This window comes from Anaeromyxobacter oryzisoli (assembly GCF_022690765.1).
GTDB classification, from domain to species: Bacteria; Myxococcota; Myxococcia; order Myxococcales; family Anaeromyxobacteraceae; genus Anaeromyxobacter; species Anaeromyxobacter oryzisoli.
The window spans coordinates 1-26,512 of record NZ_JALCZA010000063.1 but is presented as its reverse complement, the minus strand read 5'-3'; the positions used below and the strand labels follow the sequence as shown (position 1 = coordinate 26,512).

22 protein-coding genes and 1 pseudogene are annotated in these 26,512 nt (G+C 74.4%); 3 read left to right on the top strand and 20 right to left on the bottom strand.

The genetic code is table 11. The features are described 5' to 3' along the window. Positions 1-110: 110 nt before the first annotated feature. The 11 genes from MNZ27_RS17360 to trmFO all read right to left on the bottom strand — a co-directional run bounded on the left by MNZ27_RS17360 (position 111) and on the right by trmFO (position 12,991). The gene (locus MNZ27_RS17360) at positions 111-887 is read right to left on the bottom strand and encodes a tetratricopeptide repeat protein (protein WP_242395363.1); all 777 of its coding nucleotides are present in this window, start codon (positions 885-887) and stop codon (positions 111-113) included. A 2-nt stretch (positions 888-889) separates the two neighbouring features. After that, positions 890-2,764 (bottom strand): molecular chaperone DnaK, encoded by a 1,875-nt coding sequence (gene dnaK / locus MNZ27_RS17355; RefSeq protein WP_242395362.1) that lies wholly within the window; start codon positions 2,762-2,764, stop codon positions 890-892. Continuing rightward, a complete protein-coding gene (locus MNZ27_RS17350; RefSeq protein ID WP_242395361.1) occupies positions 2,761-3,723 on the bottom strand; it encodes a J domain-containing protein in 963 nt (320 codons plus the stop codon). The genes dnaK and MNZ27_RS17350 overlap by 4 nt, the downstream gene beginning before the upstream one ends. A 103-nt stretch (positions 3,724-3,826) precedes the next feature. After that, on the bottom strand, positions 3,827-4,747 hold the full coding sequence (gene argF, locus MNZ27_RS17345) for an ornithine carbamoyltransferase (RefSeq protein WP_242395360.1): 921 nt from the start codon (positions 4,745-4,747) through the stop codon (positions 3,827-3,829). A 3-nt stretch (positions 4,748-4,750) separates the two neighbouring features. Beyond that, on the bottom strand, positions 4,751-5,953 hold the full coding sequence (locus tag MNZ27_RS17340; protein ID WP_242395359.1) for an acetylornithine transaminase: 1,203 nt from the start codon (positions 5,951-5,953) through the stop codon (positions 4,751-4,753). Between the two features lie 223 nt (positions 5,954-6,176). Then, positions 6,177-7,595, bottom strand: coding sequence for an ATP-dependent protease ATPase subunit HslU (gene hslU, locus MNZ27_RS17335; RefSeq protein ID WP_242395358.1), 1,419 nt, complete (start codon positions 7,593-7,595; stop codon positions 6,177-6,179). A 1-nt stretch (position 7,596) separates the two neighbouring features. Then, positions 7,597-8,142: an ATP-dependent protease subunit HslV gene (hslV, locus tag MNZ27_RS17330; protein ID WP_242395357.1), complete on the bottom strand. Its 546-nt coding sequence runs from the start codon at positions 8,140-8,142 to the stop codon at positions 7,597-7,599. A 66-nt stretch (positions 8,143-8,208) separates the two neighbouring features. Next, positions 8,209-9,159, bottom strand: a complete 951-nt coding sequence (gene xerC / locus MNZ27_RS17325; protein WP_242395356.1) for a tyrosine recombinase XerC — start codon at positions 9,157-9,159, stop codon at positions 8,209-8,211. Between the two features lie 9 nt (positions 9,160-9,168). Then, complete coding sequence (locus MNZ27_RS17320; protein WP_242395355.1) at positions 9,169-9,960, bottom strand: ROK family protein; 792 nt, start codon at positions 9,958-9,960, stop codon at positions 9,169-9,171. Between the two features lie 104 nt (positions 9,961-10,064). Further along, the gene (locus MNZ27_RS17315; protein WP_242395354.1) at positions 10,065-11,684 is read right to left on the bottom strand and encodes a hypothetical protein; all 1,620 of its coding nucleotides are present in this window, start codon (positions 11,682-11,684) and stop codon (positions 10,065-10,067) included. Then, entirely contained in the window at positions 11,663-12,991 is a 1,329-nt protein-coding gene (trmFO, locus tag MNZ27_RS17310) for a methylenetetrahydrofolate--tRNA-(uracil(54)-C(5))-methyltransferase (FADH(2)-oxidizing) TrmFO (RefSeq protein ID WP_242395353.1), read from the bottom strand. The genes MNZ27_RS17315 and trmFO overlap by 22 nt, the downstream gene beginning before the upstream one ends. A 196-nt stretch (positions 12,992-13,187) precedes the next feature. Here trmFO and MNZ27_RS17305 point away from each other — a divergent pair, with 196 nt between their 5' ends. Beyond that, the gene (locus tag MNZ27_RS17305; RefSeq protein WP_242395352.1) at positions 13,188-13,571 is read left to right on the top strand and encodes a TraR/DksA family transcriptional regulator; all 384 of its coding nucleotides are present in this window, start codon (positions 13,188-13,190) and stop codon (positions 13,569-13,571) included. 16 nt (positions 13,572-13,587) lie between these two features. Here MNZ27_RS17305 and MNZ27_RS17300 read toward each other — a convergent pair whose 3' ends face one another. From MNZ27_RS17300 to pgeF, 8 genes are all read right to left on the bottom strand, one after another. Next, complete coding sequence (locus MNZ27_RS17300; RefSeq protein WP_242395351.1) at positions 13,588-14,172, bottom strand: ExbD/TolR family protein; 585 nt, start codon at positions 14,170-14,172, stop codon at positions 13,588-13,590. Positions 14,173-14,176: 4 nt separating this feature from the next. Then, positions 14,177-14,707, bottom strand: coding sequence for an ExbD/TolR family protein (locus MNZ27_RS17295; RefSeq protein WP_242395350.1), 531 nt, complete (start codon positions 14,705-14,707; stop codon positions 14,177-14,179). A gap of 30 nt (positions 14,708-14,737) precedes the next feature. Further along, positions 14,738-15,397, bottom strand: coding sequence for a MotA/TolQ/ExbB proton channel family protein (locus MNZ27_RS17290; protein WP_242395349.1), 660 nt, complete (start codon positions 15,395-15,397; stop codon positions 14,738-14,740). 182 nt (positions 15,398-15,579) lie between these two features. Beyond that, positions 15,580-18,180 (bottom strand): type I DNA topoisomerase, encoded by a 2,601-nt coding sequence (gene topA, locus MNZ27_RS17285; RefSeq protein WP_242395348.1) that lies wholly within the window; start codon positions 18,178-18,180, stop codon positions 15,580-15,582. A gap of 2 nt (positions 18,181-18,182) precedes the next feature. Further along, complete coding sequence (gene dprA / locus MNZ27_RS17280) at positions 18,183-19,055, bottom strand: DNA-processing protein DprA (RefSeq protein WP_242395347.1); 873 nt, start codon at positions 19,053-19,055, stop codon at positions 18,183-18,185. Positions 19,056-19,358: 303 nt separating this feature from the next. After that, positions 19,359-20,645, bottom strand: a complete 1,287-nt coding sequence (locus MNZ27_RS17275) for a LysM peptidoglycan-binding domain-containing protein (protein WP_242395346.1) — start codon at positions 20,643-20,645, stop codon at positions 19,359-19,361. Then, on the bottom strand, positions 20,642-21,544 hold the full coding sequence (locus MNZ27_RS17270; protein ID WP_242395345.1) for a tetratricopeptide repeat protein: 903 nt from the start codon (positions 21,542-21,544) through the stop codon (positions 20,642-20,644). The genes MNZ27_RS17275 and MNZ27_RS17270 overlap by 4 nt, the downstream gene beginning before the upstream one ends. A gap of 34 nt (positions 21,545-21,578) precedes the next feature. Next, positions 21,579-22,331: a peptidoglycan editing factor PgeF gene (gene pgeF / locus MNZ27_RS17265; protein ID WP_242395344.1), complete on the bottom strand. Its 753-nt coding sequence runs from the start codon at positions 22,329-22,331 to the stop codon at positions 21,579-21,581. 131 nt (positions 22,332-22,462) lie between these two features. Between pgeF and MNZ27_RS17260 the strand changes: the two genes are divergently transcribed. Together MNZ27_RS17260 and MNZ27_RS24075 are read left to right on the top strand one after the other, a co-directional pair. Continuing rightward, on the top strand, positions 22,463-23,926 hold the full coding sequence (locus tag MNZ27_RS17260; protein ID WP_242395343.1) for a sensor domain-containing diguanylate cyclase: 1,464 nt from the start codon (positions 22,463-22,465) through the stop codon (positions 23,924-23,926). A gap of 923 nt (positions 23,927-24,849) precedes the next feature. Next, positions 24,850-25,161, top strand: a complete 312-nt coding sequence (locus MNZ27_RS24075; RefSeq protein ID WP_242395342.1) for an HNH endonuclease — start codon at positions 24,850-24,852, stop codon at positions 25,159-25,161. Positions 25,162-25,578: 417 nt separating this feature from the next. On the opposite strand, the pseudogene MNZ27_RS17250 reads toward MNZ27_RS24075, so the two are convergent. Beyond that, positions 25,579-26,512: pseudogene (locus MNZ27_RS17250) on the bottom strand (response regulator); the annotation flags it as partial.

Genomic DNA, 26,512 nt, shown 5'->3' with positions numbered 1-26,512 from the left:
CGGGCCGTCGCCCGCCCCTCGCGCCCGAAGTGAATTCGCGCGCTTCACCCCACCCGCCGCCCCGCTCACGCGGGTCGGCCTGAGAGCTCGTCGAATTCTTCGACGAGCTCTCAGCTCGTGATCACGCCGTCCGCGATGAGCCTGGCGAGGATCCGGGCGGTGTCCAGGCGCGGCAGGCCGGAGAGCGCGAAGAGCTCCTCGTAGTCCACCGTGCCGTCGATCTGGGCGAGGAGGAACCCGGCGCGGTGGTCCAGGTTCAGCCACATCACCTCCTCCGGCTTGATGGCGAGCCTGGGGACGCCCGTCCGCGGACCGAGCTTCGACTCGTACATCGAGATGAGGGTCGCCTCGTTCTGACGGAGGTACTCGCGCGCCTCGCGGTGGTCCGGATCCACCTTGAGGATCTTCTCGATGAGCTCCAGCGAGCCCGAGAAGTCGCCGAGCGCGAACAGCTCGCGCGCCGCCTGCATCCAGACCGCGACGTCGTCGTGCGCCGGCGCGGTCGTCCGCCCCGCCGCGGGCTGCGCCGGCACGAGGGGGCGGATGTCCGACTTGTCCGCCACGGCGGCGAGGTCCAGCCCGCCCTCGGGCTCGAGGACGAACGTCGCGGCCGCGGCCGGCCCCTGGTCCCAGGGCGAGGACGCGAGATCGTCGAGCGGAATGTCGAGCTCCGGGAGCGGGGCCGACGCGCCGAGCGCCGCGGGCGGCGGGACGTCCGCCGGCGGCGAGCCCGGCCCGCCGCCGTGGACGAGCACCAGGTACGACCGCGCGCGCGGGTTCCCGGGGTCGAGCTCCAGGACCTCCTGGAACGACCGCAGCGCCTCGCCGACGCGCCCCGCGACGTAGGCCTTGATCCCCCGGTCGATGAGCTCCACCACGTCGGGCATCGTCACCTCTCCCCCGGCTGCCGGGGCCGCCGGGGCGCGGCGAGCCCCCGGACCAGCTGCAGGGCTCGCTCCAGGTTCTCGTCCTCGGCGCCGAGCGCCGCGGCGTCGCGCGCGGCGACGGCCCGGCGGACGCGCGCGAGGACGCCCTCCACCCGCTGCGCCGCGTCCGCCCCGAACCGCGTGGCGGCCAGGGCGGCGCGCGCCGCGGGGAGGCTCGCCTCGAGCTCCGCGACCGCGGCGAGCGCCCGCTCCCGGCGCGGCTCGAAGTCGCGCGCGGTCTGCTTCTTCTCGAGGGCCTCGTCGATCTGCTCGTCGAGGATCCGGCGCAGCTCCTCCTCGGTGAGCCCGGAGGTCGAGGTCACGGTGATCGACTGCTGCTGGCCGGTCCCGACGTCGCGCGCCGCGACGCTCACGATCCCGTCGGCGCTGATGTCGAAGGTGACCTCGATCTCCACCTCGCCGCGACGGGCCGGCCGGATCCCGTCGAGGACGAACTCGCCGAGGAGCTCGTTGTCGACGGCGCGCTCGCCCTCGCCCTGGAGCACCGCGATCCGGACCGAGGTCTGGTTGTCGAGCACCGTGGTGAAGAGGTGGGTCTGGCTGGTCGGGACGGTGGTGTTCCGCGGAATGACGATCTGGAAGTACCCGCCCACCACCAGGATCCCGAGGTTCTGCGGGGTGACGTCCAGGAGGAGGACGTCGCGGTCCGGCGCCGGGGCGGTGAGCGCGTGCGCCTGGATCGCGGCGCCGAGCGCGACGACCTCCTCCGGGTGGACCCCTCGGCAGGGCTCCCGGCCGAAGAACTCCTTCACCGCGCGCTGCACCCGGGGCATCCGGGTCATCCCGCCGACCAGGATCACCTCGTCCACCTGGCCCGGCCGGACGCCGGCGTCGCGCAGCGTCCGCGCCGTCACGGCGACGCAGCGCTCGACGAGGTCCTTCGTCAGCTCCTCGAGCTTGTCGCGCCCGAGCTGCCGGACCAGGTGGAGCGCGGGCTTCCCCTCCCCGCCGCCCGCCAGGAACGGCAGGTGGATGGAGGTCTCCGGCGCGGCGGACAGCTCGACCTTGGCCTGCTCCGCGGCGTCCCGGAGCCGCTGGAGCGCCATCTTGTCCTGGCGGAGATCGATCCCCCCGTTCTCCTTCGCGAAGCCGAACGTCAGCCAGTCCATCACCCTGCGGTCGAAGTCCTCGCCGCCGAGGTAGGTGTCGCCGCCGACCGCCACGACGTCGTACACGCTCCTGCCGACGTCGAGGATGGAGACGTCGAACGTGCCGCCCCCCAGGTCGAAGACCACGACCTTGCGGCCGTCGAGCTGCTTGCCGAAGCCGTAGGCGAGGGCCGCGCTGGTCGGCTCGTTGACCATCCGCAGGACGTCGAGGCCGGCGATGCGCCCCGCGTCCCGCGTGGCGTGCCGCTGCCCGTCGTTGAAGTAGGCGGGGACGGTGATCACCGCCTTCGTCACCGGCCGTCCGAACCAGGCCTCCGCGTCCGCCTTGAGCTCCGCGAGCACCAGCGCGGAGATCTCCTGGATCGACACGACCCGCCCGCCGATCTCCACGCGGACGTCGTTCCCGTCCGGCCCGGGGCGGAGCGCGTACGGCAGCACGCCGCGCGCGTCCTCGACCTCCTTCGACCCCCAGCGGCGGCCGATGAGCCGCTTCGCCGCGAAGACGGTCCCCTCGGCGTTGGTGATCGCCTGCCGCTTGGCCAGCGCGCCGACGAGCCGCCGCCCGTTCTTCGCGACGGCGACGACGGACGGCGTGAGGAGCTGGCCGCTGCGGTTCGGGATCACGCGCGGGACGCCGTCGCGCACGGTCGCCACGGCCGAGTTCGTCGTGCCCAGGTCGATGCCGATGACCGGCTCGAGCTCCGTCATCCCAGGAAGCTCCAGCGCAGGCGCCTGAGCCGGGCGCGGGCGACCTCGAGCTTCGGGTCGAGCTCCACGGCGCGCTCGAGCTCCCTGCGCGCCTCCCTCCGCTCGCCGGCCGCCTCCAGGACGAGGCCGAGCGCCTCGTGCGCGCAGGCGAGGGCGGGCCCGGCGCGGACCGCTTGCTCCGCGAGCGCTCGCGCGGCGTCCCCGTCGCCGAGGGCGAGCGCCGCGCGCGCCCCCGCCGCCGCCGCCCGCGCGTGACGCGGATCCGCCTCGAGCGCCTCGCGGTAGGCGGCGAGCGCGGCGGCGTGGCTCCCCACCGCCCGGGCGACCTCGCCCTTCTCGTACGCGTCGCGGGCCCGCGCCCGGGCCGCGCCCCGGCGAGCCTCGGCGGCGAGCGCGGCGAGCTCCCCGTCGCGCGGGTCGAGCCCCTGCGCGAGGAGGAGATCGTTCGCCGCCGCCGCGAACCGGCCCTGCGCGAGCGCCTCCTTGCCGCGCGCCACGAGCTCCGCGCGGCGCGCGGCCCGCGCGACGAGCGGGTTCTGGCGCGCGAGGCGCGCCCGCCGCTCCCCGGCGCGGCGCTCGTCCTCGAGCCGGCGGGCCTCGAGCCGAGCCCGGAACTCCGGCGGCGCGCTCGCGCGGACGTACTCGGCGCGGCGCGCGGGATCGACGAGGACGTCCCGCGCCTCGGTGAGCCGGCGGAAGATGCGCTCGAGCCGCCCGCGGAAGGTGCCGAGCCGCCGCCCCGCGTGGCGATCGGGGTGGAACGCCTTCACCTTCTCGAGGTGGGCCGCGCGCACGACCTCCGGCGCCGCGTTCCACGGCACCCCGAGGACCTCCCAGTGGCTCCCGCCGAGCCCGGCCTCCGCGCGCAGGATCTCCTCGCGGAGGCCGGCGTCGAGATCGACGTCCTCGGCGAGCGCCGTCGGATCGAGCGCGAACCCGCTGTGACGATCGACGGTCACTCCCCCCCCCCGCAGCCTACGTCAGCTTAGCGAGCGCGGCGAGGTGGGGTCAACGGAGCTGCACGAGCGCGCCCGGGGAATCCCCGGGGGCGCTGGCCGCTCCTCACCGCCCCGAGAGCAGCAGCTCGAGCAGCGCCTTCTGCGCGTGGAGCCGGTTCTCGGCCTCGTCGAACACCGCCGACTGCGGCCCCTCCAGCACGCGCTCGGCGATCTCCTCTCCGCGGTGCGCGGGCAGGCAGTGGAGCGCGATCGCGTTCGGGCGCGCCCGGGCCATGAGCGCCTCGTCCACGATGAACCCGGCGAAGCGGCGCTTGCGCTCCTCCGCCTCGGCCTCCTGCCCCATGCTGGCCCACACGTCGGTGTTCACGACGTGCGCGCCGGCCACCGCCTCGGCCGGCGTGCGGACGACGCGGGCGTGCCCGCCGGCCCGCGCGAGCAGCGCCGGATCGGGATCGTAGCCCTCGGGGCAGGCGAGCCGCAGCTCGAACCCGAGCAGGACGCAGGCCTCGAGCCAGCTGTTCGCCATGTTGTTCCCGTCGCCGATCCAGGCGACCGTCAGGCCGGGCTTCACGAGCGCGTCGGCGCCGAAGCGCTCGGTGATCGTGAGCAGGTCCGCGAGGAGCTGGCACGGGTGCGACGCGTCGGTGAGCGCGTTCACCACCGGCACGCTCGCGAACCGGGCCATCTCCTCGAGCTTCGAGTGCTCGAAGGTGCGGACCACCAGGCAGTCCACGTACCGCGAGAGGACCCGGGCGGTGTCGCGGATGGGCTCGCCGCGCCCGAGCTGCGTGTCGCGCGGCGAGAGGAAGAGGCCGTTCCCGCCGAGCTGGTACGCGGCGACCTGGAAGGAGACGCGCGTGCGGGTCGAGGCCTTCTCGAACACGAGCGCCACCGTCTGGCGATCGAGCGGGCGGGGCCCTCCCTTGCCGAGGAGCTTCCACTCCGCGGCGCGCTCGACGAGATCGAGCAGCTCGGAGCGATCGAGATCGGTGAGGCGGAGGAAGTCGCGCTTCTGGACGGCCATGGTCTAGCCCTTCGCGGGCGCCGCGGCGATCGCGGCGCCGAGCCGCTCGACGGCGAGATCCGCCTCGGCGGGAGTGAGGGTGAGCGGCGGGGCGAGGCGGAGGACGCTCTCGCCGATGGCGTTCACGAGGAGCCCGCGGGCCCGGGCCGCCTTCATCACCTCCGCGGCGGCGACGCCCTTCAGGACCACGCCGAGCAGCATGCCCCGCCCGCGGATCCGCTCGACGCGGCCGCCGGCGACGAGGCGCTCGAGCCCGGCGAGCAGGTGCGCGGAGACCTCGCGCGAGCGCGCGAGGACGCCGCCCCGGAGCTCCTTCAGGACCGCGAGGGCGACGGCGCAGGCGAGGGGGTTCCCGCCGAACGTGGAGCCGTGGCTGCCCGGCGTGAGGTGGGTCCCCACCTCCTCGGTCGCGAGCAGCGCGCCGATCGGGAACCCGCCGGCGAGCGCCTTCGCCGAGGACATCAGGTCCGGCGTGACGCCGGCCCACTCGTGCGCCCACATCCTGCCGGTCCGGCCGATCCCGGTCTGCACCTCGTCGAGGAGCAGCAGCACGCCCTTCCGGCGCGTCAGCTCGCGCGCCGCCTGGAGGTAGCCCTCCGGCGCGGGGACCACCCCGGACTCGCCCAGGATCGGCTCGACGATGAAGGCGGCGGTCGTCGGCGTCAGGGCCGCCTCGAGGGCGGCGACGTCGCCGTAGGGCACGTGGCGCACGCCGGGGACCACCGGCTCGAAGCCGTGCCGGTACTTCTCCTGCCCGCCCACCGTCACCGTGAAGAGCGTCCGGCCGTGGAAGGAGTCGTCGCAGGCGACGATCTCGTTCCGCTCCGGGTGGCCCAGATCGGAGTGGTACTTGCGGGCGAGCTTCAGCATCGCCTCGTTCGCCTCGCCGCCGGAGTTGCAGAAGAACGCCCGGCGCGCCCAGGGCGTCGCCTCGAGCAGCGCCTCGGCGAGCTCGACCTGGCGGGGGATGAAGTAGTGGTTCGAGACGTGCCACACGGTGCGCGCCTGCTCCTCGAGCGCGCGCACGAGCGCGGGGTGGCAGTGCCCGAGGGCGTTCACCGCGACGCCGCCGAGGAAGTCCAGGTACTCCTTCCCGTCGGCGTCCCACACCCGAACGCCCTCGCCGCGCACGATGGCGACCGATTGGCGATAGTTCGGGGTGAGGACCTTCTGCGCCCGCTGGGCGATGGAGTCGTTGCCGGTCATTCAGGGCTTATAGCAGCCGAAGGCCGCGGGGTTCCAGCGGGTTCCGACGGGCCTCCGTCACCGTGCCCGTCACCGTGCCCGTCACCGTGCCCGTCGCCGATCCCCGTGCCCCGCCTCCCGGCTCCCGCCTCCCGTGGCCCGTACTCCGATGGGGCCGCGCGCGGGCTCCGAGGCACGGGGCTCGGGAGGGCGCACGCGGGCCCGCGCACGAGGCCCGGCGTCATCACAGGATGTACCTCGAGAGGTCCTCGTCCTCGACGACGCCGTGGAGCTGCTCCTTCACGTAGGCCGCGTCGATCACGATGCGCTGACCGCGGAGGGTGTCGGCGTCGAACGAGATCGGGTCGAGCAGCCGCTCCATCACGGTGTGCAGCCGGCGCGCGCCGATGTTCTCCATCCGCTCGTTCACGTCCGCGGCGATGCGCGCGATCTCGTCCACGGCGTCGTCGCGGAACTGCACGTCCACGCCCTCGGTGGCGAGGAGCGCGGTGTACTGGCGAACCAGGCTGTTCCGCGGCTCCTTCAGGATCCGCACCAGATCCTCCCGGCGCAGCGGCTCGAGCTCGACCCGGATGGGGAAGCGGCCCTGCAGCTCCGGGATGAGGTCCGAGACCTTCGCGACGTGGAACGCGCCCGCCGCGATGAAGAGCATGTGGTCGGTCTTCACGACCCCGTACTTCGTGTTGACGTTCGAGCCCTCGACGATGGGCAGGAGGTCGCGCTGCACGCCGCCGCGGGAGACGTCCGGGCCGCGCGCGCCGGCGACGTCGCCCCCGGCGATCTTGTCGATCTCGTCGATGAAGACGATCCCGGCGCTCTGGGCGCGCTCGAGGGCCTCTCGCGTCACGCGCTCCATGTCCACGAGCCGCGCGGCCTCCTCCTGCGTGAGGAGCTCGAGGGCCTCCTTCACCTTCACCTTGCGCTTCCGCTTCTTCGGGCCGCCGCCGAGCATCGAGACGAGCGGGTTGTTCCCCAGGTTCTGCATCATGTCCTGGAGCCCCTGGGCCATGTCCTCCATGCCGGGTCCCATGAACGGCATCACCGCCGGGGCGGGCCGCTCCTGCAGCTCCACCTCGACCAGATCGTCGTCCAGCGTGCCGGCGCGGAGCTGCGCGCGGGCCTTCTCTCGCGCGCCTCCCGCCGCGGGGGCGTGCTCCGCCTCGGGCTCCCCGCGGACCCGCGCCGCGACGCTGCGGAAGCCCATCCCGATCCCGCCCCCGAACCCCAGGGCGTCGAGGACCCGCTCCTCGGCGGCCTCGCCCGCGCGCTCGCGCAGCTTCTCGAGCTCCTCCTCCTTCACGAGCTTCACCGCGGCCTCGACGAGGTCGCGGATCATCGAGTCCACGTCGCGGCCCACGTAGCCGACCTCGGTGAACTTCGAGGCCTCCACCTTCACGAACGGCGCGCCGGCGAGCCGGGCGAGGCGCCGGGCGATCTCGGTCTTCCCCACGCCGGTCGGGCCGATCATCACGATGTTCTTCGGGAGGATCTCGTCGCGGAGCTCCGGCGCCACCTTCTGGCGGCGCCAGCGGTTCCGGAGCGCGATCGCCACGGCGCGCTTCGCCGCCCCCTGCCCGACCACGTAGCGGTCGAGCTCGGCGACGATCTCCTTCGGCGCGAGGTCCTGCGGCCTGGTCGCCATCCTAGAGCTCCTCGATCGTGAGGTTGCCGTTCGTGTAGATGCAGATGTCCGCGGCGAGCTTCATCGCCTCCTCGGCGACGCGGCGCGCGTCCAGCGACGAGTGCGCGAGGAGCGCCCGCGCCGCCGCGAGGGCGTACGGCCCGCCCGAGCCGATGGCCGCCACGGCGCCGCCGGGGGTCGGATCGGGCTCGATGACGTCGCCCGCGCCCGAGAGCACCAGCACGTGCTCCGGATCCGCGACGAGGAGGAGGGCCTCGAGCCGCCGCAGCATGCGATCGGTGCGCCACTGCTTCGCGAGCTCCACCGCGGCCCGCGGCAGCGAGCGGGCGTGCTCCTTCAGCTTCTTCTCGAACAGCTCGAAGAGCTGGAAGGCGTCGGCGGTCGCGCCCGCGAACCCGGCGAGCACGTTCCCCTCCGCGAGCCGGCGCACCTTGCGGGCGCTCGCCTTCATCACGGTCTTGTCGAGCGTGACCTGCCCGTCGCTCGCCATCACCACCCGCCCCTCGCGGCGCACGCAGAGGACGGTCGTTCCGTGCATCTCGATCATCCGTTTCTCGTAGCGCGACGCGGCGCGAGGGGCAATGCGCGACCGCGGCGCGGCGCGCGGCCGCGGTCAGCCCTTGCCGCCGCGCCCGGAGCCGCCGGAGCGCGCCCGGGGGTGGGCGGCGTCGTACACCGCCGCGAGGCGCTTCCAGTCGAGGTGCGTGTACCGCTGCGTGGTGGAGAGCGAGGCGTGACCGAGGAGCTCCTGGATCCCGCGGAGATCGGCGCCGTTCCCGAGCAGGTGCGTCGCGAAGCAGTGGCGGAGCACGTGCGGGTGCACGTGGCGCGGCAGGCCCGACGCGAGCACCCAGCCGTCCAGCCGGCGCCCGACCGAGCGGCTGGTGAGCCGCCCGCCGCGCCAGTTGAGGAACAGCGCCGCCTCGTGGCCGGCGTGCCCCGGCTGCGCGGCCAGCACCGGCCTGCCGCCGTCGAGCCAGCGCTCGATCGCCCCCGCCGCGGCGCGCCCGAAGGGCACGATCCGCTCCTTGTTCCGCTTGCCGAGGACGCGGACCAGCCGCTGGGCGAGGTCCACGTCCTCCACGTCGAGCCCGGTGAGCTCCGACACGCGGAGGCCGCTCCCGTAGAGCAGCTCGAGGAAGGCGCGGTCCCGCAGCTCGAGCGGCTTGCCGAGGTGCGCCGGCGCCTCGACGAGCGCGGCCACCTCCTCCTCCGGCAGGACCTCCGGGAGCCGCTTGGGCCGCTTCGGGCTCGACACCGCGCGCGCCGGGTTCCCGGGGGCGAGCCCCTCGCGGACCAGGAACCGGTACAGCGAGCGGAGCGCGGAGAGCTTGCGGGCGAGGCTCGTCGCGCCGGCGCCGCCGGCCTGGCGCGCGAGGAAGCCGCGGACGAGGGCGACGGAGGACGGGACGATCCCCTCCCCCGCCTCGGCCAGGTAGGCGGCGTACTGCTCCAGATCGACCTGGTACGCCTTGATCGTGTGGGGGGAGGCGCGCCGCTCCGTCTCGAGGTAGGCCAGGAACCGTTGCAGCTCGGAGGGGAGGTCGGCGCGCTCGGAGGGCACGCCCCGAGCCTACCGCGCGGCGCGGCGGCGGCGAGTTTCCGGCCGCGCCCGCGCGCGGCGTCGCGCGGCGGCCTCCTCCAGCGCCTCCCACGCCCGCGGGCCGCCGAGGAGCCCGACCACGTTCGCGACCGCGTGCACGTTCCGCGGGAGTCCGCCCACCAGCTTCCGGGCGTTGCCGCCGCCGACCCAGATCGCCCGGGGGTTGAACGTCGCCTGGATCTGGGCGAGGGCCTCCCCCACGCGCCGGCTCCACTTGCGCTTGCCGATCTTCTCCAGCGCGGGCGCGCCGACCAGGTCCTCATACGTCCGCGCGCCGCGGAGCGGGTGGTGCCCGAGCTCGACGTTCGGGACGTAGGCGCCGTCCACGAAGAGCGAGAACCCCATGCCCGTCCCGAGGGTCACGCAGACCTCGACGCCCTCCCCGGCCACCGCGCCGAACCCGTGGAGCCCCGCGTCGTTCAGCACCTTCGCCGGTCGCCCCGCGAGCCGCGCCACGCGCGCCGCGAGATCGACGCCGGCCCAGGCACCGTCGAGGTTCGGCGCGGACCGGACCACCCCGTCCTCGACGACGCCGGGGAAGCCCACGACGACGCGGTCGAACGGTCCGGCGGCCTCCACGACCTGGGCGAGCACCGCGAGGAGCGCGCGCGGCGTCGCGGGCCGCGGCGTCACCACCCGGACGCGCGCCGAGACCGGCGCCCCGCGCGCGGAGACCCGCATCGCCTTCACCCCGCTCCCGCCGATGTCCACGCCGAGGGTGACCGGCGCGCGCGCCCGCCCGAGCTTCGCGCCCTTCGCCATGCGGCGAGCCTAGCGCAACGACTATCTCCGGCGGCGCTCCGCGCGGGCGTGCCCCCGGCAGGGGTCGCCCGCGACCGTCGCCCCGTCGGCCGTCGGCCCCGTCGTCAGCGGCTCGCGCCGGCCGCTCCGGCGGCCGGGACGGCCGCGGCGCGCGGCCCCGCCGCGCCGAACCCCCCGCCCCGCCCCGGACCCCCCACCACGTACGCGATCCGGCGCCCGTCCGGGCCGAGGAGCCGGGCGGTGCCGGCGCGGACCCGGCTGTCCACGCGCGAGAGCGTGCCGTGATCCCAGACGCCGAGATCCACCGCGTCGCCGTCGCCGCGCTTCCACGCGAGGACGAGCCGCTCCGGATCCCGCGGATCGAGGTCGAAGCTGCGCGCGCCCTCGGCGATCCGCTCCGGCTTCGCGCCTGCGGGGAGGCCCGCGGCGGGGATCCGCTCGACGTCGCACGCGTCGGCGGTCGCGGTGCAGCGGGTCCGGTAGTAGAGCCAGCGCGCGTCGGACGAGAAGGCGAAGCCGAACACGCCCGTCCCCACCGCCTCGGCCCGCGCGGGGCCGGGCGCGTCCAGGTGCGCGAGGCCGAGATCGACCGAGTAGCCGCCGCGCTTCGTGTGCTGGAGGAAGGCGACGTGCTTCCCGTCCGGCGAGATCTCCACGTCCGAGACGTGGGCGGCCCAGGTCCGCGGCGCGAGGCCCGGCCCCCCGGCCGCCGCCGAGCCGGAGCGCACCCGCGGATCGTAGTGCTCGAGCCACGCGAGCCGCGGCGCGGACGCCGCCCAGGCGTACTCGCCGACGTCCTTCCCGAGGAGGACGTCCTTCGTCCCCGGGCCGCGGACGTGCAGGTCGCCCTGCTTCCCCGGCGCGGCGTCCGAGACGTACGCGAGGGCCCCGCCGTCCGGCGCGAAGGTGAAGGCGCGCACCGCCCGCGCGACCGCGACCGGCCGTGCGTCCACGCGGGACGCCGCGACGTGCAGCTCCGCGCCCTCCCTCCCCGCGACCGTGAACGCGAAGCGCTCGCCGTCCCGCGCGTACCCGTAGTCCGCCACCGGCCCGGCCACCGGCCGCGCCCGGCCGCTCGCGGGCACCAGCAGGAGCTCCCCGCCCGCGGCGGCGCGGCGGCGGACGAGGGCCGCGACGGCGCCCGGCCGCGCCGTGGGGGCGAGCTCGAACGTGGCGGCCCCGATCGTCCCTGGCACCGCGCGCGGCGCGGCGCCGGCCGGGACGAGCGACAGCTCGCCCGCCGCGACCAGCCCGAGCTCGCCGCCCGGGCCGAACGCGTAGAAGGTCACCCCACCCGCGAGCTCGCGCGGCGCCGCGCCGGGGCGCCACTCGACGAGCGTGCCGCTCGCGGTCGGGTAGTCGTACCGGGCGAGCACGGCCAGCCGGTCGCCCCAGGCGAGGCCGTGCGGGAGCGTGGTCACCCCGCTCGCCACGCGCACCGCCGGACCGCCCGCGGCCGGCACCACGTCGAGCTCGCAGCTCCCCGTGCCGGGCGGCAGGAACGGGGAGGCGGCGTCGGCGCAGCCGTCGAGCACGGCGAGCCAGGCGCCGTCGGGCGACGGGCGGACGTCGCGGACCCGGCCCTCGAGGACGCGCCGGCCGAGGCCGGCGGGGCGCCCCTCCTCCTTCGAGGACCGCGAGCTGCACGCGGGCGCCAGGGCGGCGACGAGCGCGGCGGCGACGGCGGCGCGCGCGCGGGGGATCACGGCGAGGGCGTGAGCCACGGCTCGATCTCCTTTCGCGCCCGCGCCACGTGCGCCTCCTTGCGGGCGACCTTCCCGCGGTGGCGGCCGAGGAGCTCGGGGAAGAGCGCGAAGACGACGTTGGTCGGCTGGTAATCGTACCCCGGCGGATGGGCGGCGCCGGTGAGGTGTCCGTGGAGGGCCCCCATCGCGGTCGCGGCGGCCGGCGGCGAGAAGTCGCGGCCGGCGAGCCGGTCGAGGATCGCGCGCGCGGCGAGGTGACCGCAGGCGGCGGACTCGACGTACCCCTCGACCCCGGTGATCTGCCCCGCGAAGAAGAGGTGCGGGCGCGCGCGGGCCGAGAGATCCGGCGCGAGCACCCGCGGCGCCTCCAGGAAGGTGTTGCGGTGGATCTGGCCCAGCCGGACGAACTCCGCGTTCGCGAGCCCCGGGAGGTACGCCCGGAAGATCCGGCGCTGCTCCGGCCAGGTGAGCCGGGTCTGGAACCCGACCAGGTTCCAGGCGGTGCCGGCCACGTCCTCGCGCCGGAGCTGCACGACCGCGAACGGCCGCCGCCCCGTCCGCGGATCCTCGAGGCCGACCGGCTTCATCGGCCCGTACGCGAGCACGTCCGGCCCGCGCTCCGCCATCACCTCGATCGGCAGGCACCCCTCGAAGTAGCGCGCCTCCTCGAACGCGTGCGGCGTCACCTTCCCTCCGGCGAGCAGCGCCGCCACGAACGCGCGGTACTGCGCCTCGTCGAGGGGCAGGTTCAGGTAGTCCTCGCCGCTCCCCTTCCCGTACCGCGACCGGGCGTACGCGATGGTCCGATCGATCGAGTCGCCGGCGACGATCGGCGCGATGGCGTCGTAGAAGTGGAGCCGCCCGCCGGCGAGCGCGGCGATCTCGGCCGCGAGCGCGTCGCCCGTGAGGGGACCGGTCGCGACGAGCGCCAGGTCGGGCGGATCCGGGAGACGCGTCGCCTCCTCCCGGCGCAGCCGGATGCGCGGGTGCGCCTCCAGGCGCGCCGTGACGAGCGCGCTGAACCGCTCGCGATCCACGGCGAGCGCATCCCCCGCCGGCACCCGCGTCGCGTCGGCGGCGGCGAGCACGACGCTCCCGAGCCGGCGCAGCTCCTCGTGCAGGAGCCCGACCGCGTTGTGCGGGTTGTCCGACCGGAGCGAGTTCGAGCAGACCAGCTCGGCGAGCCCGTCGAGCACGTGCGCCGGCGAGCGCCGCGCGGGCTTCATCTCGATCAGCTCGACCTCGACCCCGCCCTCCGCGAGGCGCCAGGCGGCCTCGCTGCCCGCGAGCCCGCCGCCGATGACCGTCACTCGCTTCGTCTGCATCCGACCGCTCGCCTCCTCTCCCGGAGCCCGACCGCCTGTCGAACCGGCGCCCGGAGCCCGAGAGGAACCCCGACGTCCTGGCCGCTTCACGCAGGGGTGCGCATGTTGGCAACGGGACGAGACCCGGTCCGGTCAGCCACGGCACGAGGGTGGCGCTGGCGCGCACCATGTATCGTCCCGGGGAAAGGAACGCAACGTGAGCGAGACCGACCTCCAGAGCCTGAGAGCGGCGCTGCAGCGCCGACGTCGCACGATCCTGGAGACCAGTCGCCGCGCCGCCGCCGAGCTCGACGCGCTCAGGTCCGCGGAGCGAGATCCGGAGTTCGAGGAGGGTGCGCAGGCGGAGCACGAGCAGTACACGCTCGCGCGCCTGACCGAGAGCCAGCGCTGGGAGCTCGCGCGCGTGGACGCCGCGATCGCGCGGGTGGACTCGGGCGAGTACGGCCTGTGCAGCGACTGCGACGAGGAGATCGATCCGCGCCGGCTGGCCGCGCTGCCGTACGCGCTGCTGTGCGCGGAGTGCGCGCAGGGGCAGGAGCTGGCGAGGACCCCCTCGCGGCCGCTGCCGCCGACCTCGTGACCGCGCGAGGGCGCCGCTACTCGTTCTTGAGCACGAGGAAGTTGTACTCGCCGAGCTCGGCCTGCCCCGCCGTGTACAGCACGTCCATGATCGTCCGGTAGGCGATCTGCTTGTCCGCGACGACGCTCACGCGCCCCTCGAACCGCGCGTCCGAGTTGTAGCGGGCGATGTACTTCTGCTTGTCGACCTCCTTCTTCAGGGCGTCGTAGAGCGGCGCCACGTAGAAGGAGTCGCCCTTGCCGCCCTTCGCGGCGGCGGGGATCCCGCCGTTCACCACGTCGATCACCTTCCGGTCGTTCACCGACACGTCCCGCTGCGAGACGGTGATGGTGATCGCCTCGGTCGGCTTCTCCTGGGTGGTGGACGCGGGGAGCCGCAGGACGTGGTCGTCCACGTTCACGCTGAGGGTGGACGCCTGGTACGACTTGAGGAGGAAGACGAGGAGGATCGTCATCATGTCCATCATGGCGACGATGTTCAGCTCCTTGATCTCCCCGGCCGCGGCCCGCGCCTTCCGGCGCTCGCGGCGGTACGTGCGCTGCTGCCTCTGCTTCTCGAGCTCGACGGGGCTCGGCCCCGCGGCGTGTGCGGCGGTGGTCATGAGGTCACCCGATGAGCGACAGCGAGACCGCCGGGAACAGCTTCTCGCGCGTGGGCTTCCCGTCGGCCCCGGTGATCTTCCGCTCGCGACAGGCGTCCATCGTCTGGATGAGCGCGTCGTAGGCGACGTCCGGGTCCGCCGAGAGGATCACCGTCTGCTCCTTCGGGTATCTCTCCTTGATCCGCGCGAGGGCGTCCGTCAGGGCGGCGAAGTCGTACTTGCCGTCCTTCTTCGCGATCGTGGGCGGCCGCGTCGCGTCGGGGCTCGCCGCGTCCTGGCCGAGCACGCCGCCCGCCCCCGCGACGTAGAACCCCTGCCGGCCGATGGCCACGGTGAGGAGCAGCTTCGGCTGGTCCGCGACGTCCGCCGCGGCGGCACCCGCGGAGATCTTGGGCGCCGAGACGTTCAAGACGCCGAACGTGAGGAGCCCGGTCATGCTGAGCAGCATGAACATGACGAGGTTCACGACCACGTCGAGGTACGGGATGATGTTCAGCTCACCCGTCTCTTCTTCCACGTGCACGCGGCGCCGCATGGCTCCCTCGCGTCCGGACGAAGGGGCCGGCTAGCCCGCGGCCTCGACCGAGCCGGCCTCGCCGGCGCCGCGGCGCGAGAGCAGGTTCTCGAGGCGGAGGGCGTTGTACTCGACGTCCTCGACCATCGCCTTCGCCTTCGAGGTGAGGAGCAGGTGGGCGACGATGCAGACCACCGCGATGGTGAGGCCGAACGCGGTGTTGTTCATGGCCTCGGAGATGCCCTTCGAGAGCATCGCCTGCTTCATCTCGGGGCTCGCCGCGCCGAGGGACTTGAAGGTGCCGATGAGGCCCGTGATGGTTCCGATGAGGCCGAGCAGCGTCGCGACGTTCGCGATCGAGAAGAGCGCCGCGATCCGGCGCGAGATGAGCGGCGAGACCTCGAGCACCGCCTCCTCGAGCGCGCGGCTCACCTCCTGCTCGCCCTGGTTCGCGCGGACGAGGCCGGCGCGGATCACCCGCGAGAGCGCAGCCTTCGGGGCCGCGCCGCAGAGCTTCACCGCGCGATCGACGTTCCCGGACTGGAGCAGCTTCTGGACCTGCTCCATGAACGGCCCGGCGTTCAGGTTGAGCCGGAAGGCGAGCACGATGATCCGCTCGACGATGATCGCCACCGCGACGACGGACGTCACGATGTTGACCTTCATGAAGGGACCGCCCTCTTCGATGAACTGGGCCAGAGACTGGAGCATCGGGTTCCTCTGCTCGGGTGGGGAAAGCGCACCCGCTGTGGGCTTCATCCGCGAATGATCAGCGGTTTTCCGATAGCAGGGCCCCACCCAGGGTGTCAAGCGGGCGATCGCCTGGCAGCGCGCCCGCAAAGCACGGGCCGCGGGCCCGAAGCCAGGCTTCGGGCCCGAAGCCTGGCTTTCCCCTACACCTTCTCCGGCTCGAGCCGGGGAGCGGCGGCCGGCGTGACGACCGGCGCGGCGGCGGGGGCGCCGCCGCCGGCCTCGGCGCGCGGCTCGGCCTCGCGCCGGTAGCCGCACTCCTTGTTCGGGCACGCGACGAACGGGCCGGTCTTCTTCGAGTACTTGTCGAGCAGGTACGCGCTCCCGCACTGCGGGCACGCCTCGTTCCGCGGCCGATCCCAGCTCACGAAGTCGCACTTCGGGTAGGACGAGCAGCCGTAGAAGGTCTTCCCGCGCCGCGAGCGCTTCTCGGTGATGTAGCCGCCGCAGCCCTTCGGGCAGGTGACGCCGATGGACACCGGCTTCGTCCCCTTGCAGTCCGGGTACCGCGTGCAGGCGAGGAACTTCCCGAAGCGGCCGCGCTTCATCACCATCGGCGCGCCGCAGTCCGGGCACTTGTCCTCGACGACGACGTCCTCCTCCTTCTCGGGGACGATCTTCCCGTCCTCGCGCCGGAAGTTCATGGTGTTCCGGCACTCGGGGTACCCGGGGCAGGCGAGGAACTCGCCGTTGCGGCCCCACTTGATGACCATCTTCTGGCCGCACTTCTCGCAGGTGATGTCCGTCTCGATGGCCTGCGCCTTCACGTTGCGCATGGCCTCCTCGGCGCGGGCCAGGTCCTCCTTGAACGGTCCGTAGAAGTCCTGGAGGACCGCCTGCCAGCCGGCGTTCCCCTCCTCGATCTCGTCGAGCCGCTCCTCCATCCCCGCGGTGAACGCGATGTCCAGCTCGCGCGGGAAGGCGCGGACCAGCTCGTCCGTCACGAGCACGCCGAGGTGGGTCGGCTTGAACTGCTTCTCGAGCTTCTCGACGTAGCCCTTCTCCTGGATGGTGTCGAGGATGGCCGCGTACGTCGAGGGGCGCCCGATGCCCCGCTCCTCCATCTCCTTCACGAGCGACGACTCGTTGAAGCGGGGCGGCGGCTGGGTGAAGTGCTGCTCGGGCAGGAGCTTCACGAGGCGCAGCTCCATCCCCGCCTCGAGCGGCGGGAGCTGGCGGTCCTCGGGCTTCCCCTCGCGCTCGCCGTTCTCGCCGGCCTTCTCCTCCTCGGCGCCGGCCTCCTCCTCGGGCGGCTTCGCGCCGTAGACGGCGAGGTAGCCGGGGAACTTGAGGATGGAGCCCGTGGCCCGGAACGTCGCGCGGGCGGCGCCGATGTCGGCCGTCGTCTGGTCGTAGACCGCGGGGACCATCTGACACGCCACGAACCGGTTCCAGATGAGCTCGTACAGCCGGTACATGTCCCGCTCGTTCATCTGATCGAAGAACGGGGCCACGCGCTCCGGGGTCCAGTCCAGCGACGTCGGGCGCACCGCCTCGTGCGCCTCCTGCGCCGCCTTCGCCTTGGTCTTGTAGAAGATCGGCGCCTCGGGGAGGTGGTCCTTCCCGAACGTCGAGGCGATGTACCCGCGGACCGCGTCCACCGCCTCGGTGGCGAGCCGCACCGAGTCGGTGCGCATGTACGTGATGAGGCCGATCGCGCCCTCCTCGCCGAGCTCCACGCCCTCGTAGAGGCGCTGGGCGAGGGTCATCGTCTTCTTCGGGCTGAAGCCGAGCCGGTTCGCCGCCTCCTGCTGCAGCTTCGCGGTGGTGAACGGCGGCGGCGGGTTGCGCCGGCGCTCCTTCTTCTCCACCGAGGCGACGACGTACCGCGCGCCCTCGAGGTCCTTCACGAGCGCGCCCGTCTGCGCGCCGTCCTTCAGCTCCGCCTTCTGCCCGTCGACCTTCGCGAGCTTGGCCCGGAACTCGGGCGGCAGCTTCGCGGCGAGGTCCGCCTCGAGCGACCAGTACTCGACCGGGACGAACGCCTCGATCTCGCGCTCGCGCTCCACGACGAGCCGCACCGCCACGGACTGCACCCGGCCGGCGGAGAGGCCCCGGCGGACCTTCTTCCAGAGGATCGGGCTGATCTGGTAGCCGACCAGGCGGTCGAGGATCCGGCGGGCCTGCTGCGAGTCGAACTTCTTGCGGTCGAGATCGAGCGGCTTCTCGATCGCCTTCTGGATCGCCCCCTTGGTGATCTCGTTGAAGAGCACGCGCCGGACCCGGGCGTCGCCGCCCTCCGCGCCGATCTCCTCCGACAGGTGCCAGGCGATGGCCTCGCCCTCGCGATCGGGGTCGGTCGCGAGCAGGACGCGCTCGGCGGTGCGCGCGGCGCGCTTGATCTCCGAGAGGACCTTCGCCTTGCCCTTGATCGCCTCGTACTGGGGCAGGAAGCCGTGATCGACGTCCACGCCGATCTTGGACTTCGGCAGGTCCTTCACGTGGCCGACCGACGCCTTCACGTCGAAGCCCCGCCCCAGGTACTTCTTGATGGTCTTCGCCTTGGCCGGAGACTCGACGACGACGAGGGTGCCGCCGGACGCCGCCTTGCGGGACGCGCGCCGGGGGGCCTTCGGCGCCTCCCCTGCCGCCTCGGGCGCGTCGTCCGCGCCGGCGGCCTCCTCGACCGCGGCGCCCTCGTCGCCCTCGTTCTCGATCGGGGCCTTGGCGCGGCGCGCCCTCGAAGCGGGCACCGCCTTCGCCTTCTTCTCCCCGTCGCGTGCCACCGTCCTGGGCTTTCCCATCCTCAGATCCCTTCTCCGCTGCGGCGCAGAAAGTAATGGCCTGGCCGCTGCTCGCACAACCCTTCCAGCTCGAGCGTGAGGAGGCCCGCCAGGGCGGCCCCCGCTCGGATCCCCGCCGCCCGCGCCAGCTCGTCGGCGTGCCGGGGCTTCCGCCCCAGCGCCCCGAGCAGGGCCGACGCGTGCGCGTCGAGCGCCGGCAGCGGCCGCTGCACGGGCCGCGGCGCCGTCACGCCCAGCTCCGCGAGGACGTCCGCGGCCGAGGCCACCGGCCGCGCGCCCGCCCGGAGCAGCGCGAGCGTGCCCGCGGAGAGCTCGTCGCGCACGTCGCCCGGCACGGCCAGCACCGGGACGCCGAGCCCGCGGGCGCGCTCCGCCGTGATGAGCGCCCCGCTCTTCGCGCCGGCGCGGACCACGACCACGGCCTCGGACAGCGCGGCGATGAGCCGGTTGCGCGCCGGGAAGTGGCTCGGCCAGCCGCGCGTGCCGTCCGGCTGCTCGGTGAGGAGCGCGCCGCCCGCGGCGACGATCTCCTCGAACAGCGCGTGGTGCTCGGCCGGATAGCAGCGGTCGATCCCGGTCCCGAGGACCGCGACGGTGTGGCCGCCGGCGTCCAGCGCGCCGCGGTGAGCGGCGGCGTCGACGCCCCGCGCGCCGCCCGAGACGATCGAGACGCCCGCCCGCGCCAGCCCGGCGGCGAGGTCCCGCGCGATCGAGGACCCGTACTCGTCGGTGGAGCGCGACCCCACGATCGCCACGCGCCGGAGCCCCTCGCCGAGCGCGCCGCGGACGCGAAGCTCCGCCGGACGGTCCGGGAGACGCCCCAGGCACGCGGGATAGAGGCCGTCGTCCGGCCGGATCGTGCGCGGCGACTCCATGAGGCGGGGCCATATACCCGCGGGTTGATGCACCGTCAAGGGACGCGCCCTGGAGCGCATGCATGGACCGTGCAACAAATCCGCCCCCGTCCCCGTGTCCGAACGCGTCCCCGCGGCCCGTCCCCGCGTTCCTCCTCCCCTGTCCCGCGCGCCCGAGCGCCGCTCCGAGCCACGACCGTCCAGCGGAGCGGTTCCTCGCCCGCCACGGTCAACGGCCGGCGGGACGCGGGAGGCGGATCACGGAGACGATCGGCCCGGTCACCACGGCCACGGGCTCGTCGTGCATCGAGGCGTCGATCGCCATCAGTTGCCACCGGCCCCGGCCCCACCGGCCGAGCGCATCTCCACCCGATCGCCGATGTACAGCTCGCCGAGGCTGCGGGTCACGAGCGCCGCGGACGCGTGCTCGCGCGCGTCGATGACGAGGAGATCGCCGACCGTCTCGGTGGGCAGCGACGGATCGTACGGGACCGCGTTCGGCTGCTCCCGGGAGAGGTCGCCGGAGCGGACGACGTTGAAGACGTTCCCCTCCTCGACGCCGTCCGCCGTGCCCCGGTCGATGAAGACCACGTGGTGCTCGGCGAGCTGGGTGAGCACGTCCACGGGCGAGGCGATGATGACGCCCTGGAGGTCGCGCCCGTTCGGCCTCCGCGTGACGGGCCGGAAGGACCTCTCCGTCCAGGGGCCGAGCAGCGCGCCGCGCTCGATGGGCTCGATGGCCGTGGTGATGACGAGGGTGACCGCCTTCTCGTCCACCGCGACCACCTTCGCGGCGCCGAGGATCGACGACTGGTACCCGAACAGCTCGCCCGTGGCTGGGTGGTGGATGGGGCGCTCGGTCTTGTAGATGACGTACGTCTCGCCGTTCCGGACCGGCGCGCTGCCCTTGAACGTCGCGTAGGCGCGGTCGAGGGTCGCGAGCATCAGCTTCTCGTCGAACGCGGCCTTGATCGCGCCGGACTCCTCGAGCTCGCGGGGGGTCACGAAGGCGTCGTGCCGGGCCATCGTCTTCGACGTGGGCACGTAGCCGATCTTGTAGGGCCCCGCGACCGACACGCCGTCCGACTCCATCGGCGCGTTCGGATCCGCGCGCGAGAGCGACTCGAGGACGGGGGCGGTCGGGCCGAGCGGCTCCTCGTCCGGCTCGGCGGGCTCGACGCGCCCGGGCGCCTCCTCGGCGCTCGGGTAGAACTTGAGGACCTTGCCGGGCGCGATCCAGTGCGGGTTCGAGAGCTCCGGGTTGTACGCCCAGATCTTCGGCCAGTACCACGGGTTGTTGAGGAAGCGGCCGGAGAGATCCCACAGCGTGTCGCCCGGCTGCACGCGGTACGTCTCGGGCGGCGGGACCGTGCCGCGGCCGCCGTCGGCCGCCGCCGCGCCGCCCTCGACCGGGGCGGCCGCCACGCCGACGCCGTCGCCCGCCGGCGGCGCCTCCTCCGCGGCGAGCGACGCGTCCGCGGCGCGCTCGACGCGCACGTTCCCCGCGTCGGAGGTCGCCCGCGCGTCGCGGGCCCGATCGAGCGCGCCGGCCTGGGCGAGCGCGGCCGCCGGCGCGAGGGCGAGGACGGCGAGGATGTGCCTGCGGATCATGGAGCGCTCCTTGCCGGGCCGGCCGCCGGCGTGGCGCCGGCGTGCCCGGAGATGGTTGCGAGCCGGGCGCCGGCGCGGGTCGCCGCCGTCGTGCTCGGGTAATCCCCGACGATGCGCTGCAGCAGCCGGCGCTCCGCGTCGGGCCGGCCGCGGCGCGCCTCGCACGCGGCGAGCCGCTCGAGGGCGTCGCTCATCGCGTCGCCGGCGGGATACTCGTCCACGACCCGTCGGACGATCGCGCACGCGGCCTCGTCGATCCCGGCGGACGCGTAGGCCTCGGCGGCCTCGACCAGCGCGTTGTCGGCGGCGCCGTGGCGCGGGTAGCGCGCGGCGAACCCCTCGAGCGCGTGGGCGCGCTCCAGCCCGGCGCGGCGGCGGGCGGCGCGCAGCTCCGCGTCCGCCTCGGCCGACAGCGCTCGCCGGCCCGGGCGCGTGAGCGCGTCGAGCCGCGCCGAGTCCGGCTCGGCGATGGCCACCGTCGTGGGGACCGACGGGGCGGAGCGCGGCGTCGCGGGCGCGGCGGGCGAGGAGGAGCGCGGGATGCCCGTCGCGATGATGACCCGCGTCGGGATCGCCGGCGAGGGCTCCGGGACGGCGGCGGCCGGCGGGACGATCTTCACCACCGCGAGATCCCGCGGGATGGCGCCGGGATCCTCCACCGCACGCGGGGGGCTCGCCGCCTCGGCGCGGTGCCCCTCCGCGCCGCGCGCGAGCCGCGCGGTCACGAGGTCCATCTGGCCGGAGAGGACGTCCACCTTCCGCGAGAGCTCGTCGTTCTCCTCGTGCAGCGCCCGGACCTCCGCGCGGAGCGCCTCCACCTCCGGGCGCACCGCGCCGCCCCCCGCGCAGCCGGCGAGGACGAGGACCGCCGCGCAGGCGTCTCGCGTAAGAGGGGTCAAGGCCCGGAAAATTCTAGGTGAGAGGGGCCGTTCGTCAAGGAAGGGCCCGGCCGCCTGTCGGCTGGTGTGGGGCGATGAACGCCATCTGCCGGCCGGTGCGCCCCGCGTCGCGGCGGTGCGAGAAGAAGGTGTCGCGCTCGCACGAGGTGCAGCGGCCCAGCACCTCGATGCGGTCGGGGGCGACGCCCGCCGCCTCCAGCACGCGCCGGTTCGCGGCCCACAGGTCGAGCCGCGGGGCGGGACCGCCCGCCACCACCGGGCCGAGCTCGGTACGGAACCGGTCGGCGAGCTCCGGGGAGACCTCGTAGCAGCACGGGCCGATCGACGGGCCGACGGCCGCGAGCAGGCGCGACGGCGGGGCGCCGGCGATCTCCGCGAGCGCGCGGACGCCCTCCGCCGCCACGCGCGCGATCGTCCCGCGCCAGCCCGCGTGCACCGCGCACACCGCGCCGGAGCCGGGATCCGCGAGCAGCACCGGCACGCAGTCCGCCACGGAGACGCAGGCGGCGATCCCCGGCTCCGTCGAGACCACCGCGTCCGCCTCCTCGACCGGGACGCTCGCCGCGTCGAGGTGGACCACCCGCGCCCCGTGCACCTGCCGGACGCGGGCGAACAGGAGCCCGGTGGCGGCCTCGAGCCGGTGCCAGTTCTCGGCGACGCGGGCCGGATCGTCTCCCACGGAGCCCCCGAGGTTCAGGTCGTCCCACGGCGCCGGCGAGACGCCGCCCCGCCGCGTGGTGAAGCCGTGAGGGAAGGCCGAGAGGAGCTTCGAGCGCACGAGGTCCATTCCGCGCCGAATCTAGCACGCGCGCCGGGCCCTCGAGCCCCCGGGCGCCTTGATCGGGTCGCCGCGGAGGGCTACGCTTCGTGGCTCCCCTCATGTCCCCCTCTGCCAACCGCTCGCTCGGTCGAAAGCTCATGCTGGCGAGCGGAGTGCCGTCGCTGCTCTTCGCGGTGGTGATGCTGCTCTGGCTGCGGTCGCGGACGCAGGCGATCGCCCCGGAGCTCGACGCCGCCTACCGGCTCGCCATCGTGGCGGTGATCCTGTTCGCGGCCGGCATGGCCGTGATCCACGCGCTCGCCATGCGCCTCATGGTCGGGCGGCCGCTCCAGCGGCTGGCGGCCGGCCTGCAGCGCGCGCGGGAAGGCGACTTCCTCTACCGGGTGCCGGTGGAGACCGCGGACGAGCTCGGCGTCCTCGCCGAGAACTTCAACACGACGCTCGCGGCGATCACCGATCTGCACGCCCGCCGCATCGACGACGCGGCCTCGATGGAGTCGATGCAGCGCGAGCTCGCGCTCAAGGCGCAGCTCGAGGCGCGTCTGAAGGAGCTCACCCTCCTCTTCGACCTCTCGCGCAGGCTCGTCTCCACCCTCGAGCTCGAGCGGCTCCTCGACAGCGTGACCGAGCTCGTCGGCCGGGGGCTCGGCGATCACGCCTTCGCGCTGTTCCTCGTAGAGGAGGGCACGGGCGACCTCGTGGTGCGGACCGTCTCCGGGCTCGACGCGGCCGTGACCGGCACGCGCGTGCGGAGCGGCGAGGGGCCCGCGGGGTGGGCCGCGCACGAGCGGGCGACGGTGCTCGTGGACGACACCGCGGCGGATCCGCGGCGCCCGGTGCTGCCCTGGAGCGGCGCCCAGGCCGACGGCTCGATCCTCGCCGTCCCCCTGCTCCACCAGTCCGCGTGCGTGGGGATCCTCACCTTCTTCCGCCCGGGCCGGCAGGCCTTCCCCGCGGACGAGGTCCGGCTGCTCGAGTCGGTCGCGGGCCAGGCCGCGATCGCCATCGAGAACGCCCGGCTGCACCAGAAGATGGTGCGCCTCTCGCAGACCGACGCGCTGACCGGCGTCCACAACCGGCGGAGCCTGTTCGCGCGCCTTCAGCTCGAGGCCGATCGGTGCGAGCGGTTCGAGCACCAGATGGCGGTGGCGCTCGTGGACGTGGATCGGTTCCGGGCCTACAACGAGGCGCACGGCCACGCCGCGGGCGACGCGATCCTCCGGAAGGTCGGCGTGATCCTGCAGGGCGCGATCCGGAAGGTGGACCTCGTGGCGCGCTACGGCGGCGAGGAGTTCGCGGTGCTGCTCCCGCGCGCGGACCGCGCCGCGGCGCTCGCCGCGGCCGAGAAGCTGCGCGCCGCGGTGACCGACGCGGCCATCCCGCACGGGGACGGCCACGTGACGATCTCGGTGGGCCTGAGCGTCTGGCCCGACGACGCGCCGGATCTCGCGACGCTGATGGACGCCGCCGACGCGGCGCTCTACGCGGCGAAGCGGGCCGGCCGGGACGTCGTGTGCGCGCACGAGCCCGGCATGCGCCTCCACCCGAGCCGGAAGCGCGACGTGACGACCACCGCCGACGCCGAGGCGGCCGGGAACTGAGGCGCCTCGTCCGCCGGCCTCCTCATGGCGACACCCACTCGCGTCGAGCTGCTGCGGCGCACGCTGCCTGCCTTGCGCGGGGCAGACTCCTCCCTGCGCTGCTCGACGTGCCTTCCCAGGCCTGAGCATCCATCACGTCCTCGCGCGGAGAGCAGGGCCGGTCGAGGCGGGACCTTGCAGGCGAACGGCCCTGAATGGCGAGCGGTCGGGGCTCAGGAAGATGGAAAGGCCGGGGCGGCCGCAGTGCGTGGGAACCGTCTGCGCAAGATCGGCCCCGAAGAGGCCTGCGTTTCACCGATAGCGCTACGAGCCTTCGCCGGCGCCGTGGTCCTGAATCGCACGTCGAGCTGACGTCCGGCCGCGAGACGGCCGACCGCTTCACGGGGAGCGCTGGGCCACAGCCCTTTCGCGGGAACCCTGGTATCACCATTCAGCGGTTGACGCGTATTCCGGTCGGTGACGCTTTGCGAGCCCGGGTCATTTGAATAGGCCTCTCTCGCAGCGCCGCGCGGGCGCCGTGCGCCGCGAGTCCGTGTGGAGCCGAGGCGCGAGGGCCCATTCACGTTCTCACGCCTGGCGCCGAATGCGTGCGCCTGGGGAGGCCACGAAATCACGTGAGACCATCGGCTCATGCACGCACGCGATCTCTCCGCCCGCCTCTCCGAGCTCCTCCGCCGCGAGCACGATTCCATCGCCGATTTCCTGGTCGCGCTCGCCGACTTCGATCGGCGCTCGGCCACGCGAACCTCTTCTCCTTCCTCCACCGGGACCTCGGCCTCTCCAAGGGCGCCGCGTTCTACCGGAAGACCGCCGCCGAGCTCGTGCAGCGCTGTCCGGCTCGCCCAGCACGCGAAGCGGAAGGGGCTCGTGCAGAAGCCGCTCGCAGAGCGCAGGCCCTCGAAGCCGGATCACATACTGCCGAAGTGAAGCGCGCCGTCTGGATCCGCGACGGCGGCCGCTGCCAGTACCCCCTCGACTCCGGCGGCATCTGCGGCTCGACCTACCAGCTCGAGTTCGATCACCGCAAAGCCCAGGCCCTCGGCGGTCCGCCGACGATCAAGAACATTCGCCTCCTCTGCCGGGCTCACAACCAGCGCGCCGCTCGGGAGGTCTTCGGGGACGCCTTGATGGACCGCTATACGCGCCGGTCGAACGGCGAGCTCTTCGACTCCGCACCTGTCGCGCCAGCGGGAACGCAGCCGCCGCGCGCAGTGAAGAAGAAGCGCTCGGGGTGAGCGGATGGCCGGCCCCGGATCTGCGGACGACGCTGAGGGGGCCGACGTGCGGCCACCGGACCTGCTCCAGCGCTCCCGCCGCCCTAGGCGGCGGGCGGCCGAGAGCCGTGGCGAGCGCCTCACCATGCCGGTGAAGCACGGGCTTCTTCGGGGCCGATCTCGTCACTCCGGTCCCCGCCCGCGGCGGCGCCCCGGCCTCCATCTCTTTCCCCGAGCCAGCCTCACGCTCGCCGTGCAGGTGCGTTCGCACTCCGCGGCCCCCCGCCACGCAACGCCTCGCGGAGCGGAGGCGGGGCCGGGACGATCTGACGAATGCCCAGGGCCTTCCAGGCACCGTGCTCTGCTCGGTCGTGGTGTGCCTCCGCTCGGCGTCGGCATCGTGTGCCTCGCGACGCTCGACGCAAGCGGGTGGCCCCGTCAGTCGACCTCCTCGTCCAGCGGGCCGGGCCTGGGCGCGGCGCCGTCGGCCGGCTCCGCCGCGGCGCGCGGGCCTCCCTTGAGGCGGGAGAGCTCCATCTCGAGCGCCTTCTCGCGGCGCGCGCGCTCCTGGAGCACCGCGTGCAGCCGCTGCTGCTCCTGGCGGCGCTGCTCGTCGCGACGCGCCAGCTCCTCGCGGAACCGCGCCTGCGCCTCCTCGACCGCGTGGGCGACCCGCCCCTCCGCCTCGCGCCGCTCCGCCACGAGCCGATCGAGCCGCCGGGCCGCCTCCACCGCGCGGGCCTCCGCGGCGGCGGCGCGGACCGAGAGCTCCTTCTCGGCGCGCGCGCGGGCCTGGCCGGTCTCCGCGAGGGCGGCCTCGAGCTCGGCGACCCGAGCCCGCGCCGCCTGCGCGCCGGCCGCCTCGCGCCCGGCCTGCTCGACGCGGGCGCCGAGCTCCGCGGCCCGGGCCTCCGCCCGCGAGGCCCGCGTCGCGAGCTCGGTCTCGACGCGCTGCCGGTCCCGGTGCGACGCGGCGAGGGACTGCTCCAGCTCGCGGAGCCGCACCTCCGCCCGCTCGACGCGCGCGCCGAGGCTCGTCCGCTCCGCGGAGGTCTCCTCGAGCCGCTTCGTCGTCTCCCCCAGCGCCTTCTCCGCCGCCTCTCGCGCGGCGCCGAGCGCCGCGAGGCGCTGCTCGGCGTCCGCGAGGCGGTGCCGCGCGTCCTCCACCCGCGCCGCCGAGGCGTCCGCGTTGGCCTGCTCGCGACGCTTCGCGGCGCGCAGCGCCTCCGCTCCGGCCGCGAGCTCCTTCTGCAGCGCCTCCTCGCGCCGCGTCCGCTCCGCGGCCAGATCCTCGAACCGGGCGCGGAGCGCCTCCGCGGCCTCCGTCTTCCGGGCGAGCTCCGCGAGCAGCTCCTCCTCGCGGCGCGCGTGC